The organism is Pseudomonas capeferrum, assembly GCF_000731675.1.
GTDB classification, from domain to species: domain Bacteria; phylum Pseudomonadota; class Gammaproteobacteria; order Pseudomonadales; family Pseudomonadaceae; genus Aquipseudomonas; species Aquipseudomonas capeferrum.
The window spans coordinates 1,654,778-1,673,652 of record NZ_JMIT01000001.1; the positions used below are offsets into that span (position 1 = coordinate 1,654,778).

15 protein-coding genes and 1 pseudogene are annotated in these 18,875 nt (G+C 63.8%); 8 read left to right on the top strand and 8 right to left on the bottom strand.

Annotated features, from left to right (window positions below; all coding sequences use genetic code 11):
- Positions 1 to 243 precede the first annotated feature (243 nt).
- Both PC358_RS07465 and PC358_RS28110 read left to right on the top strand, forming a co-directional pair.
- Entirely contained in the window at positions 244 to 1,908 is a 1,665-nt protein-coding gene (locus tag PC358_RS07465; RefSeq protein ID WP_033698584.1) for an arylsulfatase, read from the top strand.
- Between the two features lie 20 nt (positions 1,909 to 1,928).
- A complete protein-coding gene (locus PC358_RS28110) occupies positions 1,929 to 2,942 on the top strand; it encodes a formylglycine-generating enzyme family protein (protein ID WP_033698585.1) in 1,014 nt (337 codons plus the stop codon).
- A gap of 4 nt (positions 2,943 to 2,946) precedes the next feature.
- On the opposite strand, the pseudogene pdxR reads toward PC358_RS28110, so the two are convergent.
- Positions 2,947 to 4,431 (bottom strand): annotated as a pseudogene (gene pdxR / locus PC358_RS07475) (MocR-like pyridoxine biosynthesis transcription factor PdxR); the annotation flags it as partial.
- A gap of 90 nt (positions 4,432 to 4,521) precedes the next feature.
- On the opposite strand from pdxR, the gene PC358_RS07480 reads away from it, so the two are divergent.
- On the top strand, positions 4,522 to 6,222 hold the full coding sequence (locus tag PC358_RS07480) for a M24 family metallopeptidase (RefSeq protein WP_033698586.1): 1,701 nt from the start codon (positions 4,522 to 4,524) through the stop codon (positions 6,220 to 6,222).
- Positions 6,223 to 6,592: 370 nt separating this feature from the next.
- Here PC358_RS07480 and PC358_RS07485 read toward each other — a convergent pair whose 3' ends face one another.
- On the bottom strand, positions 6,593 to 7,363 hold the full coding sequence (locus PC358_RS07485) for a helix-turn-helix domain-containing protein (protein ID WP_050506076.1): 771 nt from the start codon (positions 7,361 to 7,363) through the stop codon (positions 6,593 to 6,595).
- Between the two features lie 175 nt (positions 7,364 to 7,538).
- Between PC358_RS07485 and PC358_RS07490 the strand changes: the two genes are divergently transcribed.
- From PC358_RS07490 to PC358_RS07505, 4 genes are all read left to right on the top strand, one after another.
- Positions 7,539 to 8,489 carry a PDR/VanB family oxidoreductase gene (locus tag PC358_RS07490; RefSeq protein ID WP_033698590.1) on the top strand — a complete coding sequence of 317 codons (951 nt, stop codon included), beginning with the start codon at positions 7,539 to 7,541 and terminating at the stop codon, positions 8,487 to 8,489.
- A gap of 31 nt (positions 8,490 to 8,520) precedes the next feature.
- Positions 8,521 to 9,630, top strand: a complete 1,110-nt coding sequence (locus tag PC358_RS07495) for an aromatic ring-hydroxylating oxygenase subunit alpha (RefSeq protein ID WP_033698592.1) — start codon at positions 8,521 to 8,523, stop codon at positions 9,628 to 9,630.
- Between the two features lie 46 nt (positions 9,631 to 9,676).
- On the top strand, positions 9,677 to 10,927 hold the full coding sequence (locus PC358_RS07500; RefSeq protein WP_050506077.1) for an OprD family porin: 1,251 nt from the start codon (positions 9,677 to 9,679) through the stop codon (positions 10,925 to 10,927).
- Between the two features lie 106 nt (positions 10,928 to 11,033).
- The gene (locus tag PC358_RS07505; RefSeq protein WP_371925449.1) at positions 11,034 to 12,260 is read left to right on the top strand and encodes an MFS transporter; all 1,227 of its coding nucleotides are present in this window, start codon (positions 11,034 to 11,036) and stop codon (positions 12,258 to 12,260) included.
- Between the two features lie 56 nt (positions 12,261 to 12,316).
- Here the strand turns inward: PC358_RS07505 and PC358_RS07510 are convergent, their stop codons facing one another.
- Positions 12,317 to 12,814, bottom strand: coding sequence for a RidA family protein (locus PC358_RS07510; RefSeq protein WP_033698594.1), 498 nt, complete (start codon positions 12,812 to 12,814; stop codon positions 12,317 to 12,319).
- Positions 12,815 to 12,895: 81 nt separating this feature from the next.
- Positions 12,896 to 14,311: an NAD(P)/FAD-dependent oxidoreductase gene (locus PC358_RS07515; RefSeq protein ID WP_033698595.1), complete on the bottom strand. Its 1,416-nt coding sequence runs from the start codon at positions 14,309 to 14,311 to the stop codon at positions 12,896 to 12,898.
- 554 nt (positions 14,312 to 14,865) lie between these two features.
- On the opposite strand from PC358_RS07515, the gene PC358_RS07520 reads away from it, so the two are divergent.
- Positions 14,866 to 15,276: a c-type cytochrome gene (locus PC358_RS07520; protein WP_152604614.1), complete on the top strand. Its 411-nt coding sequence runs from the start codon at positions 14,866 to 14,868 to the stop codon at positions 15,274 to 15,276.
- Here PC358_RS07520 and PC358_RS07525 read toward each other — a convergent pair.
- From PC358_RS07525 to PC358_RS07540, 4 genes are all read right to left on the bottom strand, one after another.
- Positions 15,262 to 15,660, bottom strand: coding sequence for a MerR family transcriptional regulator (locus PC358_RS07525; protein ID WP_033698596.1), 399 nt, complete (start codon positions 15,658 to 15,660; stop codon positions 15,262 to 15,264). The two genes, PC358_RS07520 and PC358_RS07525, sit on opposite strands and share 15 nt — an antisense overlap.
- 72 nt (positions 15,661 to 15,732) lie before the next feature.
- Positions 15,733 to 16,311, bottom strand: a complete 579-nt coding sequence (locus PC358_RS07530) for an NAD(P)H-dependent oxidoreductase (RefSeq protein WP_033698598.1) — start codon at positions 16,309 to 16,311, stop codon at positions 15,733 to 15,735.
- 72 nt (positions 16,312 to 16,383) lie between these two features.
- Positions 16,384 to 17,808 carry an aldehyde dehydrogenase family protein gene (locus tag PC358_RS07535; protein WP_033698599.1) on the bottom strand — a complete coding sequence of 475 codons (1,425 nt, stop codon included), beginning with the start codon at positions 17,806 to 17,808 and terminating at the stop codon, positions 16,384 to 16,386.
- A gap of 10 nt (positions 17,809 to 17,818) precedes the next feature.
- Positions 17,819 to 18,859 (bottom strand): homoserine dehydrogenase, encoded by a 1,041-nt coding sequence (locus tag PC358_RS07540; protein WP_033698601.1) that lies wholly within the window; start codon positions 18,857 to 18,859, stop codon positions 17,819 to 17,821.
- Positions 18,860 to 18,875 lie beyond the last annotated feature (16 nt).

Genomic DNA, 18,875 nt, shown 5'->3' on the forward strand with positions numbered 1-18,875 from the left:
GTTAACGATTATTTTGATTAACGATGGTGCCGTCAATAGGCGCCAGCGCATATCACCGCTGCGGCTGCGCGATCAGTGTTCGCTGATCGAACACTTTTGAAACCCCCGATTCAGGGCCGTTGCCTGGCAAAGCCCGTAAAGAAGCGTTTCAGCCACGGGCGCCTGCGATTTGCTTTCCTTGACAAGATCATTAAATAAAAAAATCATGTGGTGCATTCCACCCACAATAATAAAGAGAACCCCATGACACCCTCTAAGCCCTTGCTTGCTTTCGGCCTGCTTCTGCTCGGCGCGAGCCAAGCGTTCGCCGCGCCAACCGTTAAACAACCCAACATTCTGCTGGTGGTCGCGGATGACCTGGGGTTTTCCGACCTGTCTGCGTTGGGCAGTGAAATCGCTACCCCCCACCTGGACAAGCTGCTGGCGGACGGGCGCCTGATGCTGGACTTTCACGCCGCACCCAGCTGCTCCCCCACCCGCGCCATGCTGATGTCCGGCAACGACCCGCACCTCTCCGGGGTTGGCATGATGGCCGAGTCGCGCGGGCGGCTGCCGGCGGGCAGCGAAGTGCAACCGGGGTATGAAGGTGTGCTGGGGGCCAACGTGGCCACGCTCGCCGAGTTGTTGCGCGATGCCGGCTACCGCACCTACATCGCCGGCAAATGGCACCTGGGCATGACCCCGGCGCAGCAGCCGCAGAACCGCGGTTTCGACCAGGCTTATGTACTGCTCGAAGGGGGGGCGGCGCACTTCAAGCAAACCAACATGGGCCTGCTGCCTAACTACAGCTGGACCTTCCGCCACAACGGCGAGCCGGTGGAGCTGCCTAACGATTTCTACTCGACCCGCTGGTTCACCGACCGCCTGATCGACGCCATCGACCAGGGCAAGGCCAGCCACAAGCCGTTCTTCGCCTTTGCCGCCTACACCGCACCGCACTGGCCGCTGCAGGCACCCGACGCGTACCTGGCGCAATACCGCGGCCGCTATGACCAAGGCTATGAGCAGATTGCCCGCGAACGGCTTGAGCGCCAGCGCAAGGCGGGGTTGGTGCCCGCCGACTTCCCGATTGAGCCGCAACTGGAAGGCGTGCCGGCCTGGGCGTCGCTGAGCCCTGAGCAACAGCAGCAGTCAGCCCGCACCATGGAGGTTTACGCAGCCATGGTAGCGGCGCTGGACGCCGAGGTCGGACGCTTGGTGGAGCATCTGCGGGCCACGGGCGAACTCGACAACACCCTGGTGTTGTTCATGTCCGACAATGGCCCGGAAAATGCCAACCGTGTAGACCCGGCGTGGATCAAAAGCAACTTCGACAACCGCCTGGAAAACTACGGCCGGCCCGATTCTTTCCTGATGATCGGCTCGGCCTGGGCCCAGGTCAGCGCCCTGCCCAGCCGCCGCTACAAGATGACCACCTACCAGGGCGGAATTCGCGTACCGGCCTTCGTCCACTACCCGGCGACGATAAAACCCGGGCGCAGCGAAGCGCTCGCCAGCGTCCGCGACATCATGCCGACCTTGCTGCAACTGGCCGGTGCGTCCTTGCCAGGCATCAAGTACCGCGACCGCGATATCGTGCCCCCCCAAGGCACATCAGCTTTGGCTTACCTCGAAGGCAAGGACACCCAGATCCACCCCCGCGACGAGGCCCTGGGCTGGGAAATCAACGGGAATGCCTCCTTGCGCAAGGGCGACCTCAAGCTGTTGTTCGATACCACCGACGCAGCGCCGGCCTGGCGTTTGTTCGATTTGAGCAAGGACCCAGGCGAACGCCATGACCTGGCCCCGCAACAGCCCATGCAAGTGGCCGAACTGCTGCGCGACTGGAAAAGCTACGCCCAGCGCAACAACATCGTGACCACGGCCGAGGGGCGGCCTGTTTCCCCCGCGTTGGTCCGCAAGCCATGACCCCCCGGAGGCTCGGGGGTGTGGTACTCGCCCTCGGCGTGCTTGCCGCCGCGTATGCCGCCTGGCCGGTGCCCCCTGCACCGGCGCTGCTATGCAGCAGTTACAGCGGCGTGCCAGAGCCCCACCAGGGGCCTTGGCGAGACGGTATGGTCCGCGTTGCCGGGGGCACGTTCAGCTTCGGCTCAGACCGCTTCTACAGCGAAGAACGCCCGCCGCACCGGGCCAAGGTCTCGGCCTTCTGGGTCGACGTGCACCCGGTCACCAATGCCCAGTTCGCCCGCTTCGTACAGGCCACCGGCTACGTGACCCAGGCCGAACAGGGCATCGACGCACAGGCCGCCCCCGACCTGCCAGACCCGCTGCGGGTGCCAGGCGCAATGGTGTTCAAGCAAGGCGCGCAGGTGTTGCGGCCCGGCTGGCAATTCGTTGCCGGGGCGAACTGGCGCCACCCCCTGGGGCCCGGCAGCCACTGGCACGATCGGGCCAACCACCCGGTGGTGCAGGTGACCCTGCGCGATGCCCAGGCCTACGCCCGCTGGGCCGGGCGCACACTGCCCAGCGAGGCGCAGCTGGAATACGCGATGCGCGGTGGCCTGCAGGATGCGGACTTCAGTTGGGGCACGGCTGAGCGGCCCAACGGCAACCCCATGGCCAATACCTGGCAGGGCCAGTTCCCGTATCACAATCAAGCGCTCGACGGTTTCACCGGCACCTCCCCGGTGGGCTGCTTCGTGGCCAATGGCTTTGGCCTGTTCGACGCGGGCGGCAACGTCTGGGAGCTGACGCGCAGCGGCTATCGCCCCGGGCATGATGAGGCACGCGACGCCGCCCTCGACCCCACGGGCCCGGCGCTGGGCGACAGCTACGACCCCGTACAACCCGGTACGCCGGTGGTGGTGATCAAGGGGGGTTCACACCTGTGCTCGGCGGATGCCTGCATGCGCTACCGGCCTTCGGCACGGCAGCCGCAGACGGTGTACCTGGCAACGTCTCATGTGGGGTTTCGGACGGTGCGGGCAGCTGCGGCCGACTGAGGCTGCCCAGGTCGCTTGCCGCCTGTGCCAGCCGCTGGGTCGCACGGCGGATCTCGTCCACATCGAGCGAGGCGAAGCCCAGGCGCAAGGCATTTTCGCGGTGGCCGAACGGTGAAAACTGGCCGCCGCCGCGCAGCACCAGGTCCAGCTGCAACGCTTTGGCCGCCAACTGGTCGACATCGATCGCATCGTCGAACGTCACCCACAGTGCCAACCCGCCTTCCGGTGCCTGCACCGCTATCTGCTCGCCAAAGGCATCGCGCAGGCAACTCAACAAGGTCTCCCGACGCCGACGGTACTCGCTGGACACCCGCCGCAGGTGCTTTTTCAGCTCGCCGTCATTGATCAGGTCCGCCAGCATCCGTTGCATGACCGCATCCCCCTGCCCCAAGGTCAGCACCGCGGTACGCTCAAGCACCTCGATCACATTCGGCGGCGCCACGATAAAGCTGCAACGAAAGGTGCTGCCCAACGACTTGGACAGCGAACCGATGTAGATCACATGGCGCTGCGAAGGGTCGCTGGCCAGCGGCAAGTAGGGGCGTCCGGCAAAGTGATACTCGTGGTCGTAATCTTCTTCGATCACGCAAAAATCATGCAGCCTGGCCAGCTCCAGCAATTGCTGCCTGCGTGCGGCATGCAGGCTGACCGTGGTCGGGAACTGGTGATGCGGGGTGAGGTACATCATGCGAACGTCGTGTGCCCGGCACAACGCGTCGACCTGATCGACCCGGCAACCCTCCTCGTCCAGGTCGACGGTAACCAGCCGCGCCCCCAACTGGCGGAATATCTCCCACGCCGGCGGGTAGCTCAGGCGCTCGACCAGCACCACATCACCCGGCTTGAGCAATGCGCTGGCCGTCAGGTACAGCGACATCTGCACGCCTTGGGTCAGGCAGATGTGTTCTGCTCCCACGTTCAGGCTGCGGTTATGGCGCAGCATGTCGGCCAATGCGCTGCGCAGGTATTGGCTGCTGCCCTCGCAGCCATGGCGCACGGTGTTGGTGGTGAAACTGGTGCGCAAGGCCTTGCGGTAATAGCGATGCAACACAGCCTGGGGCAGCAGGCGATGGTCACAGGCGCCGTTATCGAAAAACAGCGCGCCCGGCCGATGGTGCAGCGTCGTCACCTGCTCGCTGTGGGTGAAATACGCCACCGCTGGCGCGTCGTTCAGCGCCAGGGCGAAGGTCGGCGGCGCGCCGCGCGCAGGCAGCGTGCCCGCGGCGAGCCGGGTACTGACGAAGGTGCCCCGGCGCTGCACGCTCTCCAGCCAGCCTTTGGTGACCGCCTCTTCGTAGGCGAGGATCACCGTCTTGCGATTGACGTCAAGCAGTTGCGCCATCTCCCGCGTGCCGGGCAACAGTGTGCCGGGGCGCAGGCGGCCCTCGACGATGGCGGTCACCAGGCCTTCGACGATCTTGCGGTACGAGGCCTGCGGCTGAGCCCCATCGAGCTTGAGCAGCGGCCGCCATTTGCGAAGCTGGACCATGTGAATTATCCAGAACTGGAGGTTCTTGTGGTCCTAGTCTAAACGCAACAATCAGGCCTCTCCAGCCCACCCTTGCGCCCTGAGGTCTGTATGCACGATCGCCATGTCATTGAACTCTCGCCCTCGGGCAAGCGCTTCGAAGCCGCCGAAGGCTTGCTGCTCGATGCAATGCTCGCCAGCGGCCTGTCCGTGCCCTTCTCGTGCCGCCGCGGCGCCTGTGGGTCGTGCAAGGTCAAGGTGGTGGCGGGCCAGTATCGGGCCAAACAACGCAGCGACGACACGCCCGCGCCCTGCTACCCCCTCGCCGCCAACGAGATGCTGCTGTGCCAGAGCCATGCCTGCAGCGACATGCGCCTGGAAATACCCGGCTGGTCAGTGGACACGCCGACCCTGCAGATCAGCGCCCATGTGCTGAGCAAACGCGCCCTGAGCGTGGACATCACCGAACTGGTGCTGCAACCCACGCAGCCCCTCGAGGTACGCGCCGGCCAGTACCTGAGGTTTTGCCTGGCCAACGGCGACAGCCGCTGTTTCTCCATCGCCAACCTGCCAGCGCAGGACCAAGGGCGGTTGGTGTTTCATATTCGTACCCTCAGCGGCGGGCTGTTCACCGCAGGCACCCTGCCGTCCCTGCAGGTGGGCGACGCGCTGCAGCTCGCAGGGCCCGTGGGCGCCTGCACCTGGCAACACGAAGGTGAACGCCCCGTGGTGTTGTTCGCCACCGGCACCGGCTATGCCGGCATCAAGCCGTTGTTGCTGACGGCCCTGTCTGGCACTGCCCAGGTCACGTTGTATTGGGGCGGTTCAGCGCAGGCCGACTTCTATGACAGCGCGTTTCTCGACCAGGCCAGCCAGGCCCATCCACGGTTTCGCTGGCACCGGGTGCTGTCGGCACAAGCCCGCGTGCAACAGGTTGCGCTGACGCACGCTCACCCGTGGGCCGACACCCAGGTCTATGCCTGCGGCAACCCTGCGATGATCAGCCAGGCCCGCGCGCTGTGCCTTGCAGCGGGCGTGCAGGCACACCGTTTTGTCGCCGAGGCGTTTGTGCCCAGCGGCGCATCGGTACCGGCGGCCGCGATGCTCGACACGCTGGACCCGGTACTGGAAAAAGTCGGCCCGCGCTACTCGCTGGACGGCATGCTCGCCGCCCGCGAGCAGTCGGTGCGGGCCCTGGCGGCCATCGCCAGCCAGCTGAAAGTCGGCATGACCACCGCCGAGGCGTTGCACATGGCAGGCCAGACGTTGCAGGCAATGGGCGCGTCGCACACCTGGCACCCGACCTATATCCGCTTTGGCGACGACACCATCCGCACACCGCGCCAGGGCATCGACCTGCAGCGCCGGCTGCGTGCCACCGACATCGCCGTGGTCGACCTCGGCCCGGTGTGGGATGGTTATGAAGGCGACTATGGCGACACCTTCGTGTTCGGCGAGCACCCGCTGTATCAGGCCTGCGTCACCGCCCTGCACGAGGTGTTCGAAGAGACGCGCCAAGCCTGGTGCGACGGGCTGACCGGCCGTGAACTGTACGACGTCGCCGAGCGCAGCGCCCTGGCCAAAGGCTGGCAGCTGGAGCGCAACCTGGCCGGGCACCGCATCGCCGACTTCCCCCATGCGCTGTTCGGCCAGGACAAACTGGCCGACCTGGACATCGTACCGAGCGAGATGGTCTGGGTACTGGAGATTCAGCTGTGCCACCCCACGGAGCCGGTCGGGGCGTTTTTCGAAGACATTCTGGTTGGGCAAGCCAGGCCGGCCAAATCTGTGGTGCTTCAGAAACACCAATGAAACGCCTGGAGATTCTATTCGGGGCCACCAGGTGCCTGGCTTGGCATTTTCAGCGCCTATCAGATCGAGCGCCGCCCGCGCGGCGCATCGCGACGCAAGGCCGCTCCTACATTTGTTTCGGGCCAGTCATGTCTGTGCCAGCGCGCGCGAGCCCTTGTTTGTACGGCGCGAAATCGAGGCGGGCGCCAAGGGGCCGCGCGCCAATACTTCAGACGTAACTGGCCCGAAACAAATGTAGGAGCGGCCTTGCGTCGCGATGCGCCGCGCGGGCGGCGCTCGATATCTGCCCCACCTCCAAACCCAAGACAGGCACCTAGCCGCCATCACTCCATCTCCCGACAAGCACATTTGATCGTGCTGCCAGGGCGCCCTACCCCTGGGCCGAGAACAACGCGAACAGCTGGCTGCGAAAGTGGATGCCTAGCCGGTCGAACGCCCGGTTACGGTAAGTCTTCACGGTACTTTCCTTGATGCCCAGGTCGGCGGCGATGCCGGCATGGGTCATGCCCTGTAGCAGGCGGGCACAGATGTTCAACTCTTGCGTGGTGAGCTCGGGGCAGCGCTGCAGCAACTGCTGCTGAGGGTTCTTGACCGGGTTCAGGCTGTTCAGCGCCAGGTGCCCGCGCAACAGCTGCAGCAGCGCCGGGCTGAGCGCTTCGCACATCTGCAATTCCTGGTCGTTGAAAAAACCCTGATCGTGGTGCCGGTAGAGGTTGAACTGCACTGGGCGCGCCTGTTCGTCCAGGTACACGCTGGACAACCGTTCGATCATGCCATTGCGCTGGTAGATCGCCTCGCGGTATGGCCCATGGCGGATGTCCTGGGCCAGCAGGTGGCCGACCTGCCCGGGGGCCTCCTTCAACGGCTCGAACAAGGGGTCATAACGATGGTAGTGCTCGATGTACGCCTGGCCGCAGCGCAGCACCAGGCTGGCGTCAGGGTGGCGGGTGCCGGCCGCCAGCAGCTGCGGCCGCGCGCCGTCCATGCGCAACACGGAAAAATGCTCGCAGGCCGCCCACTGGCCCAGGCAGTCCAGCAACGCAGCGGGAAAGCCAGGCGTGCCCAACGTGCGGGTCAGGTCGCTGAAAGCGCGAATTTGCGCGGGCAAGGTCGATGCCTGTGGGGTGCTGAGACGAATCATGGCGGCACTCGGATATTTATTGTTATTGGCTCGGGCGAACAGCGCCCGATAAATAGTTAACCTATTAACTATCAGTCTGCCGCCAATCCACGACCTTGTCCACCTCACGGGTGACAGCCCTGGCAAACGCGCGTCCGTAAGCTGGCCCCGACAACGACAATGATCGGGAACACCCATGAACCAGCACCCACTGAACCTGCGCGTCACGCGCTACGCCGCAGAAGCCAAGGACGTGGCACTGATCGAGCTGCGTGCAGACGATGGCCGGGCACTGCCGCCCTTCAGCGCGGGTGCCCACCTGGAAATCCTCGTCGCAGGCGACCTGCCGCGCCACTACTCACTGCTCAACGCGCCCGATGAACACGACCGCTACCTGATCGGCGTGGGCCTGGCACCTGATAGCCGCGGCGGCTCGCGTTTCATGCATCAGCAACTGCGCCTGGGCGACACCCTCGCCTGCAGCCTGCCGCGCAACCACTTCGGGCTGGACGAGCACCTGCAACGCTATTGCCTAGTGGCGGGCGGCATCGGCATCACGCCGATACTGGCGATGCTGCGCTGGTGCCAGGCGCACGACAAGGACTGGCGATTGGTGTACAGCGCCCGCAACCGGCAACGCGCCGCGTTCTACGAAACCCTGCGCGCACTGGACCCTGCCCGGGTGCAACTGCACTTCGACGACGAAGCGGGCGGCCATCTGGATACCGCGCAACTGCTCGACACCCTGCGCGATGGCGAGCACCTGTACGCCTGCGGGCCAGCGCCGATGCTCGACGCCTTGCAAGCCGCTGCCGGGCCACGCGCCGAACGCCTGCACATCGAACGCTTCAGCGCCGCACCGGCCAGCACCGAGGGCGACAGTGGCTTCACCGTGCACCTGAACCTCAGCGACCGCAGCATCTGGGTCGCCCCCCAACAAAGCATCCTCGAAGCCCTAGAGGCCCACGGCATCGAGCTGCCGTTTTCATGCCGGGCCGGCATCTGCGGCAGTTGCCAGACCCGCGTCTGCGCAGGCGTGCCAGACCACCGCGACCTGATCCTCTCGGATGCCGACAAGGCCGCAGGCCAGAGCCTGATGATCTGCGTCTCGCGTGCCCTGGGCGACAGCCTGGTGCTGGACCTCTGAACCGCCTCACCCTTTTTCAAGGAGCATCCCCATGTCACTGCCCACCAGCAACCTGATTGCGCATGCCCGCAAAGCCAGCGAACCGATGGCCAACCGCGAGACCCCGTTCATCTACAATGAGTGGTATGTCGCCGCCTTTGACGATGAAGTCGGCCGGCACTTGCTGGCCCGGCGCCTGCTCGACCGCCGCGTGGTGATGTACCGCACAGAGGCAGGCGAGCCGATCGCCCTGGAAGACCGCTGCGCGCACCGCTCGTTCCCGCTCTCGCGCAGCCATCTGCAAGGCGACACCATCGTCTGTGGCTACCACGGCTTCCGCTACGACGCCGCCGGCGACCTGACCGAGGTGCCGTCACAGAAAAACTGCCCACGTGGTATTGGCGTACGCCGGTACCCGCTGGTGCGCCAAGGGCCGTTACTGTGGATCTGGCTGGGCGAGGAGGCCCTCGCCGACGCGGCGCAGATCCCCCATCAGGCATGGATCGACGACCCGGCCTGGGCCTGCACCTCCGGGTATTTCCATCACCCGGGCAACTACGTCAGCCTGCATGAAAACCTCATGGACCTGACCCACCTGAGCTTCCTGCATGCCAACACCATCGGCACCCCGGACTACGCCAGCGCGCCCTACAAGCTGGACCTCAAGGAAGGCCATTACACCCTGATCCGCGAAGTGGTGCCGACCACCCTGTCGCCAGTGTGGGGCAAGACCACAGGGCTGGAAGGCTGCCCCAGCGCGGCACGCATTGCCACGTCGGAGTTTCTTTCGCCGGGGCTGCACCGGGTCAGCGTGACCTTCTACGACAGCGCCCAGCCGCTGGAGCAGCGCCAGCAGTTCCACATCCGCACCGCGCATATCCTGACCCCGGAAACCGCCAACAGCCTGCACTACTTCATCGTCCATGGGCGCGACTTCGCCCAGCACGACGAAGCCCTGGGCGAGTACATGCACGAGCAGCTGTTCGCCGCCTTCAACGAAGACGTGGAAGGCCTCGGTGCACTGGAGGCCGCGCTCGACGACCGCGACGACCATCACTACGAAATATCCGTGGCCAGCGACGCCCCTGCCGTCGCCACCCGCCTCTACCTGAAGAAACGCGCCGATGCCGAGCGCCAGCACGACAGCCGCAAGGTCGGCTGAAGGCAGCGCTGGCCGCCGTCCATAACAACAATAAAAGGGACATCACATGTTCAAGCCTGAACCGGCTATCACCTGCCTGCGCCTGGCGCTGGTGGCAGCGCTGGCCTTGCCACTGCCCGCCCGCGCCGACTTCATCGGCGACAGCCAGGGCAGCCTGGAGCTGCGCAACTTCTACCAGAACCGCGATTATCGCCAGCACGGGGCCCAGGCTTCCCAGGTCGGCAACTGGTCGCAAGCCTTCATGCTGCGAATGCAATCGGGCTTCACCGAAGGGCCGGTCGGCGTTGGCCTGGACTACCTGGGCCTGCTGGGGGTCAAGCTCGACTCGGGGCGCGGCCGCAGCGGGGACGGCACGCTGCCCTTCGGTTCGCAGTCAGGCCGGCCGGTGGACGACTTCAGCCACATGGGTGTCACCGGCAAGCTGCGGGTGTCGAAGACCCGCCTTGATGTCGGCATCCTCACCCCGACGCTGCCCGTGGTCTTTCGCGATGACATGCGCCTGATGCCCCAGACGTTCGATGGCGCGCTGCTGCAATCGCAGGACGTCGAGCGGCTGACCCTGACCGCCGGGCAGCTCTGGCGCTCGCGCACCCGTGAGTCGTCGGGCAGCGACCGCATGTACCTGGCCGGGCGCAGCGCCGCGTTCGACAGCGGCGCCTTCGATGTGCTGGGCGCCAGTTATGACGTGGGCCACGGCTTGATCGCCAGTGCCTTTCGCGGCGAGCTGCATGACGTGTACCGGCAAGACTTCTACGGCCTGGTGCACACGCTGCCATTAGGGCCGGGGTTGTCGCTGCTCACCGACCTGCGTTACTTCGACAGCACCAGCGCCGGCACTGCCAAGGCCGGCAGCGTCGACAACCGCAACTTCAACATGATGAGCACCCTCAGCGTGGGTGCGCACAAGGTCGGCGTGGGCTACCAGCGCATGTACGGCAACGATGCCTTCCCCACCCTGAACGGCTACACCCCGCCCTACACCGCCAACTTGGTCACGATCGGCACCTTCACCAGCGCTGGCGAAGTGTCGTGGCAAGCCCGCTATGACTACAACTTCGCCGCCCTCGGGCTACCCGGGCTGAGCTTCATGACCCGCTACGTGCGCGGCGACGACATCCGCACCCGCGCGGCCGACGGCCATGAGTGGGAACGCGACACAGACCTCGCCTACGTCATCCAGGCCGGCTACTTCCAAGGGCTGGGCGTGCGTTGGCGCAACGCGGCCTATCGCTCCAGCTACGCCAGCGACATGGACGAGAACCGGCTGATCCTCAGCTACACCCTGAAACTCTGGTGACCCCCTTACACCTGCCCTTCGAGGTAACCCCATGAGCCAGACCTTCGAGTCTCTGCAACACGCGCAGAGCACTGCCAATACCCACCGCCAGATCAGTTGGCGGATCATGCCGCTGCTGCTGATCAGCTACGTTTTCGCCCACCTGGACCGCATCAACATCGGCTTCGCCAAGCTGCAGATGAGCAACGACCTGCAGTTCTCCGACACCGTCTACGGCCTGGGTGCCGGGCTGTTCTTCGTCGCCTACGCGATGTTCGGCGTGCCGGCAAACCTGGTGCTCGACAAGCTCGGCCCACGGCGCTGGATCGCCCTGATGATGGTGACCTGGGGGCTGCTCTCCAGCGCCATGCTGCTGATTGAAAGCGCCCACGGCTTCTATGCCCTGCGTTTCGGCCTGGGGGTGGCCGAGGCCGGTTTCTTCCCGGGCATTCTGGTCTACCTCTACCGCTGGTTCCCGGCCGGGCGCCGGGCCTCGATCACCGCCCTGTTCACCCTGGCAGTCCCCATGGCCGGCGTGGTCGGCGGCCCGGTATCGGGCTGGATCCTCGAACACATGCAAGACACCGCCGGGCTGCGCGGGTGGCAGTGGATGTTTCTGATCGAAGGCCTGCCGGTCGTGGCCTTGGGCCTGGTGATACTGGCGCGGCTGGACGACCGCATCGAAGACGCACGCTGGCTCAGCGACGAACAGAAGCACGCCCTGCGCCAGACGCTGGCCCGTGAAGAAGCACGCAAACAGATCAGTTCCTGGCGCGGGATCTTTGCCAATGGCCAGGTCTGGCTGCTGGTGGCGATCTATTTCGCGGTCATGCTGGCGGTCAACACCCTGGCGTTCTGGATGCCGACCCTGATCCACGGCGCGGGCGTTGCCCACGACAGCCAGATCGGCCTGCTCAGTGCACTGCCCTATCTGGCCGGGTGTTTCTTCATGATTGCCGTGGGGCGTTCTTCCGACCACCACAAAGAGCGGCGCTGGCACCTGTGCGTGCCGATTCTGATGTGCGCGGTGGGGTTGACCCTGACCGGCCTGCAGCCGCAGTCACCGCTGTGGGTGATGACAGGCCTGGCCATTGCCGGCATGGGTGCCAGCAGTGCGTTGCCGATGTTCTGGCAATTGCCTCCGGCCTACCTGGCCGGGCCGATACTGGCGCCTGGGTTGGCCCTGATCAGCTCGCTGGGCAGCGTGGCGGCGTTTGTCGCGCCTTACCTGATCGGCTGGATGCGCGACAACACTCAAAGCGCCAGCCTGGCGCTCTACTTGTTGTCGTTGGTGATCGCCTTGGGCGCCTTGCTGGTGCTGCGCACCTCGGCTGCGGTGGTCAACCCACGCTGAGGCAAGGTACGCAGGCAGGCGTGGCTGGGCCACGCCTGCTTCAAGCAACGGTCTTGTCAGGGACGAACCGCCGTGACTTCGATCTCGACGCGCCAGGCTGGGTGTGCCAAGCCTGCAATCTGGAACGCCGAGCGGGCAGGCAGTACTGGCTGCTTGGCCGCTGGCCCGAAGAACTGGGTGTAGCCGGCCATGAAGCCGTCGAAGTCCATCTTGCCGCCGTTCTCCGGCCCGCCTACCAGGAATACCTGCATCTTCACCACATCCTTGAGGCCCAGACCGAGGTCTTTGAGCTGCTTCTGGATGTTTTCAAGCACATTGATGGTCTGGGCTTTGGTATCACCGAAGGATTCCAGCGAATCCTTGGCGGCGTCGGGGTGGATGACCGACGGAACGGAGCCGCTCAGGTAAACGACTGTCTTGCCAGCAGGCACTTCCACAGCGGCCGAAATGGGGAAACTACCTGCGCTATGGCGCACAACATCCTGTGCATGAACGCTCCCGGCACCGGCGATCGTCAGGGCCAATGCAGCAACGGTCTTGAAAGCGACCTTCATGTGTTTCTCCTAAATGATTACCAAGGGTGATGCGCACGCATCGATGACGCGTGCACGGGTCATTCCATTGTCGTAGCAGGTTTAGAATCGGTACAAGCTAAACGGCTCTGGATCAAGCACTGGCGCCTTGCCCAGCAGCAGGTCAACCGTCAACTCGGAGGACACCGGGCTCTCCGTCATACCCCAGCCGGTCGCGGTGTTGATGACCAGGCCTGGGTACTCTTTGACCGTCGAAATGATGGGGTTCTCATCCGGGGCGATGGCCATGGCGCCGCTCCACTGATCGATCAGCTTCGAGTCGTTGAAGGCAGGGAATTCGACCTTGAGTTTGGCCAGGGATGCATCGAGCTCTGGAATATCAGGGGCCGCGGTCATCAGCCTGTTCTTCTCGAACGGCGACACCTCATCCAGCCTCCAGCTGGTTGGCTGAGTGAACGAGTCGATCAGCTGCTTGTTCAGCGAGATGTGTACCGGGAAGTCGGGGATGGCCAGCAGTGGCAGGTACTTGTAACCATACATGAACGACTCTTTGACCACCGGCGCAACGACAACGCGCGGCGAGGTGGCGTAGGTGCCGTCAGCCTGCTCGCGGAAGTAGATATTCCCCGGCAATGCAACGTTGCCACCCGGTGCGCGGGGCGCAGCGCTGATGATTTGCTGGGATTGGTAGGCAGGCAAGGTCGGCACGTCGACGCCCAGGTTCTGCATGAACAACCGGGACCAGGCACCGCCCGCGACGATCACGCGAGACGCGCGAATGGCGCCCTTCTCGGTCACCACATCAGAGATGGCACCTGCCTGGGTTTCCAGGCCCCTTGCCGCGCAGTGGGTGTAGATACGCACACCCATTTTCTTGGCGTACTCGGCCATGACGTACGACGCGCGCTCGGCGTCCAGGCTACCGGAGTCTTCCTCGAAGCCTGCGACCTTCCAGCTGGAGGCTGAACCGCGCAGCCGTTGATCGAGCTCATTGCCTTGGATGATGCGCGTCTTGAAGGGGATGTCCGAGCCGACTTCGCGGGTTTTCAGATCGATCCACTTTCTGACGCCTTCCAGGTCTTCTTCATCGAAAGGCACTTCGACCCGGCCTTGTGTGCGATAGCTGGTATCCGCACCTACTTTGGCGTTCATTTCACGCCAGCGTTGCTTGGCCAGGTGGTGCAACTGGAACGTCGCATCAGGCATCTTGTAGGTCATGACCTGACCATAGAACCGGCACGACTGCTCGCCGGCAATCTCACCTTTTTCGACGACAACGACGGAGAGGCCACGCTCGACGAGGTTGATCGCGGTCATGAGCCCCAGAATGCCAGCGCCAACGACGACCACGTCCGCTTGCTTGGGCAGCGTGCCCTCGGTGCCCTGTACAAAACCGAAGCGCGGTTTGCCGGGGATCAACCGACCTTCGCGCGTCAGCATAGGCGTCAGAATACCCGCACCCGCCGCAGCGGCCACGACGCCGCCGCCAATCAAAAATTTACGCCTTGTCATTCCCATGACACTTTCCTTTCCAAGCATTCGGTGTGGGTTGCATCAGCCCAGACAATGGGCCATAGGCTGGCCGACAGCCCCCGTGGCCAACTTTGTGGCCATCGCGTCAGGCTGACGGTTCAAATTGAGGGCGGGCATTCTGGTGATGCTGTTCAGACTGTGGAATCGCTGAGGACAAATAATTAGTTCAGGGATTTCGTAACTATCATGGAGGGGACATATAAAGTTGATATGGCGACACGCCATATTAGTTATAGGGGATTAGTTCGGGTGAAGTAACTGGATGGTTAATTGTTATTTGGGTAAGGGCTGCCAGGTGCCTGTCGTGGGATTAGTGGTGGGGCGTACATCGAGCGCCGCCCGCGCGGCGCTCGATCTCATAGGCGCTGTAAAAACCAAAGACAAGCACCTAGCCGCCCTCACCCGATCTCCCGACGTACATTCATTCCCTCAGAATGCCGGTACACTAACGCCCCTATCAAACCCTACAGAACAATCGCCACAACGCATCTTCGGACTGTTCGGTATTGCCCCTGCACTGTCACCCAAGGAAGAACGGGATGCTGCAAAACCAGATTCAACACCACCACCCCATTAAAGTATCCCTCATCGCGTTACTAGGGGTTTTCTCACTCACGCAAACACCGCACGCCGTCGCCGACATGACCAATGGCAAAAACCTCTACGTACAACGATGTGCCGTGTGCCACGGTGCCGATATCAAGGGAACAGGGCCGCTGGCCAATAAAAGCAACCCGCCAACCCCCGACCTTACAAGCGCTGCCTTCAAAAAGCGGCTGAGCAATTATCCAGGCGTTATCGTCGCGTCGGTGATACTTCGCCCCAATGGCAACTTGATCCCAAAGACGCTCCAGCAGAACGGTGTAAAAATACCGCCGCACGCCTGGAGCGTTAACGATTTTCGCGACCTGAACCAATACATGACCGGTGTGATTTCAAGAACCCCCTGATCCTGAAATGACTGGCAGGCGCTCAGCGCCGCACTGATAGCTGGCACTCTCAAGGCTGGCTTCAAACGCTTCAAGCCCCGCGTACACCTGCTGCAACCCACTGATCTGCGCCATCACTTCAAGCTTCTTGTCGGCAATGGCCTTGCCCACCAGCGCCCACGGCAATGCTTGCCCACGGTGCCCCTGGAGGATCGCCTGCATTTCCTTGAGTTTGAAGCCCAACTGCTGCGCGCATTTGATGAGCGTCAGCAGCTCAACGCTTTGCTGGTTGTAAACGCGGTACTTTCCCTGACGCTCGGGCGGCGGCAGCAGGCCAATCGCTTCATAGTGGCGGATGGTCTTGACCGTGGTGCCCGACAGCTGGGCGGCTTTGCCGATGTACATGAACGTCCTTTTTCGTTCGGGTGCGCCGCATCTTCACATAGCGCTGCCGGATCGGGAACCACCCGGGCCTGGTCAGCGGCTGGCGATACTGTTGGCCTTCGCAAGCCAGGCTTCGCGTTGCCGCGGGCTGGAGCCGAGCAGCGGCCCGAACGTCAGGGTCTTCAAGGGTTTTATGCCGCAGAACTGCAACGTCGTCTTGCGTACCTGATGAAGGCCAGGCATGCGGTAAACCCATCTGTAATACCACGGGGGAGTGTCCATCGTTACCAGCAGATGCGCCGTTCGCCCTTTCAGGCGTTGCTCGGGGAAGGCCTTGCCTGCGCGGTACTGGAAAGCAAAACCGGGCAGGAACACCCGGTCGAAAAAACCTTTCATCAAAGCGGGAATGCCGCCCCACCAAATCGGGTAGATGAAGGCCAGGTGCTCAGCCCAGGTGATGTCTGCCTGGGCCTTGAGCAGGTCGGGCTCCAGTGGCTGAACCTGCCTGTAGCCTTCGCGCAGCACCGGGTCGAAGTTCAAGGCACCAAGGCGTAACACCCGTACATCATGCCCGGCACTGCTGGCTGCCTCGACGTAACGCGCGGCCAAAGCACCGCAGAAACTATCGCCAGAAGGGTGGCCCAGCACCACCAGTACGCGCTTACTCATCATGACCACATCCTGAACGTGAAGCCTTCAGGGTAAAGGCTGCCCGTAACAGGAGAGTCAAGGCCAGCCAGGCCGTTACTGCGAATCCAGATGGTTGATGCACACCACCTTGGGCTGGGTCATGTCTTCATAGGCAAAGCGCACCCCCTCGCGGCCGAGGCTGCCGTACTTGAAGCCGCCAAACGGCATGGCGTCGAAGCGGTAATCGGACGAGTCGTTGATCATCACGCCCCCCGCCTCGATCCGCCGCGCCAGCTTCAGCGCCGTCGACAGGTCCCGGGTAAACACTCCCGCATGCAGGCTGTATTCCGGCGCATTGGCCAGGGCAACGGCCTCATCCAAGGTGTCGAACGGCTCAAGGATCGCCACCGGCGCGAACACTTCCTGTAGCCAGATACGGCTGCTGTGGCTGACCTGCTCCAGCACAGTGGGCGCATACAGGGCGCCTTGCCGGCGATGGCCACAAAGCAGCGTTGCACCCTGCCCCAGCGCCTCGTCCACCCACTGCTCGGTGCGACGGGCCGCCTGTTCGGTGACCATGGGGCCGACATCCGTTTCCAGGTTCGCCGGGTCACCCAACTGCAACGCCTTGGACTGCGCCACGAACTGTTCGCGGAATGCCGCGTACACCGCGCGCTGCACGAGGATCCGTTGCGTGCCGATGCAGTTCTGCCCCGCCGCCCAGAAGGCACCCGAGACACATGACTCTACCGTCTGCTCCAAGTCGCAGTCCGCCAGCACCAGCACAGGCGCATTGCCGCCCAGGTCCATGGCAAGTTTTTTCAACCCTGCGCTGCGGGCGATCGACTCGCCGGTCGCAAAGCCGCCGGTGAAGGAAACCATGCGCACCTCGCGCAGTTCGACCAGCGCCTTGCCCAGTTCGACACCGCCGGTGGCGGTAGTCACCACGTTTTCGCCGAGCCCGGCCTGTACCAGGCAATCGACCAGTTTCAACGCCGACAGCGGCGCCAGTTCGGACGGCTTGAGGATCACCGCATTGCCACCGGCAATCGCGGGGCCCAACTTGTGCGCCACCAGGTTCAGCGGGTCGTTGTAGGGTGTGATCGCCACAATCAGCCCCAGCGGTTCGCGGCTGAACCAGCCCTGGCGGGCCTCGGAGCCTTCATAGGCTTCGAACGGCACCACTTCGCCGGCATTACGCCGCGCCTCCTCGGCGGACAGCTTCAGCGTGTTCACACAGCGCTTTACCTCCTTCTGGGCCTGACGCAGGGTTTTACCGGCTTCGGCCACGATCAGCTCGGCGAACGCGGCAGCATCGGCTTCCACCAACCGCGCCGCCTCTTCCAGAATGCGCGCGCGACGGTGCCGGGGCATTGCTGCACTTTCAAGGCACCCCGCCCGTGCACGCGCCAGCAAGGCGGGCACTGCACTGGCGTCCAGGCAGGGCACACGTCCCACCAGGCGGCCGTCAAAGGGGCTGAACACGTCTATGTGGCTTGGCGCTACAGCGTGAACACTGGCCATGCGAGATACGCTCATAAAGGCTCCGTTACTGACGGTGGGTGGTGTGCAGGGCAATGATGTCGGAGAGCAAGGCGTAGGCCGTCTCGATGCGCCCTGCGCCCGGCCCGGACACCGTGACAGCACCCAGCAGCCCGGTGTCGAACGACACCGCATTAATTGCGCCGCTGATGCCGGCAAGCGGATGCTCAAGTGGCAGCAAGCGGGCTTCGACACTCGCAGACACCGCACCGTCAGCCGCCTTGCTGGCAGCACCGATCAGCTTCCAGCACTGGCCTGTGGCCTGCGCCTTGACGATGTCCGACGCGCTGATGCCGCTGATGCCCGAGCACGTCACATCGCTGACGTTCAAGCGTGCATCCAGCAACTCATTGGCCAGGATCACCACCTTCAGGCGCACGTCATAGCCTTCGACGTCGGCCGTCGGGTCGGCTTCGGCATACCCCAGCTGCTGCGCCTGGGCCACGGCATCGGCGAACGACAAGCCGTCTTTCATGCGGGTCAGGACATAGTTGGAGGTGCCGTTGAGAATGCCCTCGAAGCCTTGTATCTGCGCACCCGCCAGGGCCTGCTTGGCCAGGCGAATCACCGGCGTGCCGCTCATCACTGCGCCTTCGTATTCGAACGCAACGTTGTGCCGCTGGGCCAGCGCCTTGAGTTCGGCACCGTGCAAGGCGATCGGCCCTTTGTTGGTGGTCACCACATGGATGCCGCTCTCCAGCGCCCAGCGGCAGAAGGTGGCGGCCGGCTCACCATCGACCGGGTTGGTGAAGGTGGCCTCGGCGATGATGTCGGCGCCGGACTGCTTGATGACGGTTTCGTTGAACGCCTCGGCGGTGCCGCCTGGCAGCTGTGCAAACGCGCCCTTTTCGGCTGGCAAGGCCGCCAGTGCGGCAGCGTCCAGGCCATTGCGGTCGACCAGCGAGCCGAGGAACAGGTCGGTGACGCCGACGATTTTCAGGCTGAAGCCGAGGGTGGCCTGCCAGCTGTCGTTGCTCGTTGCAATCAGTTGGGCCAGGCCTCTGTTGACACCGCCAAAACCTACCAGGGCAATTTTGTATTCAGTCACGAAGGCGTTCCTTTTT

Bases quoted from the DNA above. Each gene is read 5' to 3' on its own strand.
- PC358_RS07465 (WP_033698584.1), top strand. From the start codon at position 244: ATGACACCCTCTAAGCCCTTGCTTGCTTTCGGCCTGCTTCTGCTCGGC.
- PC358_RS07480 (WP_033698586.1), top strand. From the start codon at position 4,522: ATGCACGATCGCCATGTCATTGAACTCTCGCCCTCGGGCAAGCGCTTC.
- PC358_RS07485 (WP_050506076.1), bottom strand. From the start codon at position 7,363: ATGATTCGTCTCAGCACCCCACAGGCATCGACCTTGCCCGCGCAAATT.
- PC358_RS07490 (WP_033698590.1), top strand. From the start codon at position 7,539: ATGAACCAGCACCCACTGAACCTGCGCGTCACGCGCTACGCCGCAGAA.
- PC358_RS07495 (WP_033698592.1), top strand. From the start codon at position 8,521: ATGTCACTGCCCACCAGCAACCTGATTGCGCATGCCCGCAAAGCCAGC.
- PC358_RS07500 (WP_050506077.1), top strand. From the start codon at position 9,677: ATGTTCAAGCCTGAACCGGCTATCACCTGCCTGCGCCTGGCGCTGGTG.
- PC358_RS07505 (WP_371925449.1), top strand. From the start codon at position 11,034: ATGCCGCTGCTGCTGATCAGCTACGTTTTCGCCCACCTGGACCGCATC.
- PC358_RS07510 (WP_033698594.1), bottom strand. From the start codon at position 12,814: ATGAAGGTCGCTTTCAAGACCGTTGCTGCATTGGCCCTGACGATCGCC.
- PC358_RS07515 (WP_033698595.1), bottom strand. From the start codon at position 14,311: ATGGGAATGACAAGGCGTAAATTTTTGATTGGCGGCGGCGTCGTGGCC.
- PC358_RS07520 (WP_152604614.1), top strand. From the start codon at position 14,866: ATGCTGCAAAACCAGATTCAACACCACCACCCCATTAAAGTATCCCTC.
- PC358_RS07525 (WP_033698596.1), bottom strand. From the start codon at position 15,660: ATGTACATCGGCAAAGCCGCCCAGCTGTCGGGCACCACGGTCAAGACC.
- PC358_RS07530 (WP_033698598.1), bottom strand. From the start codon at position 16,311: ATGATGAGTAAGCGCGTACTGGTGGTGCTGGGCCACCCTTCTGGCGAT.
- PC358_RS07535 (WP_033698599.1), bottom strand. From the start codon at position 17,808: ATGAGCGTATCTCGCATGGCCAGTGTTCACGCTGTAGCGCCAAGCCAC.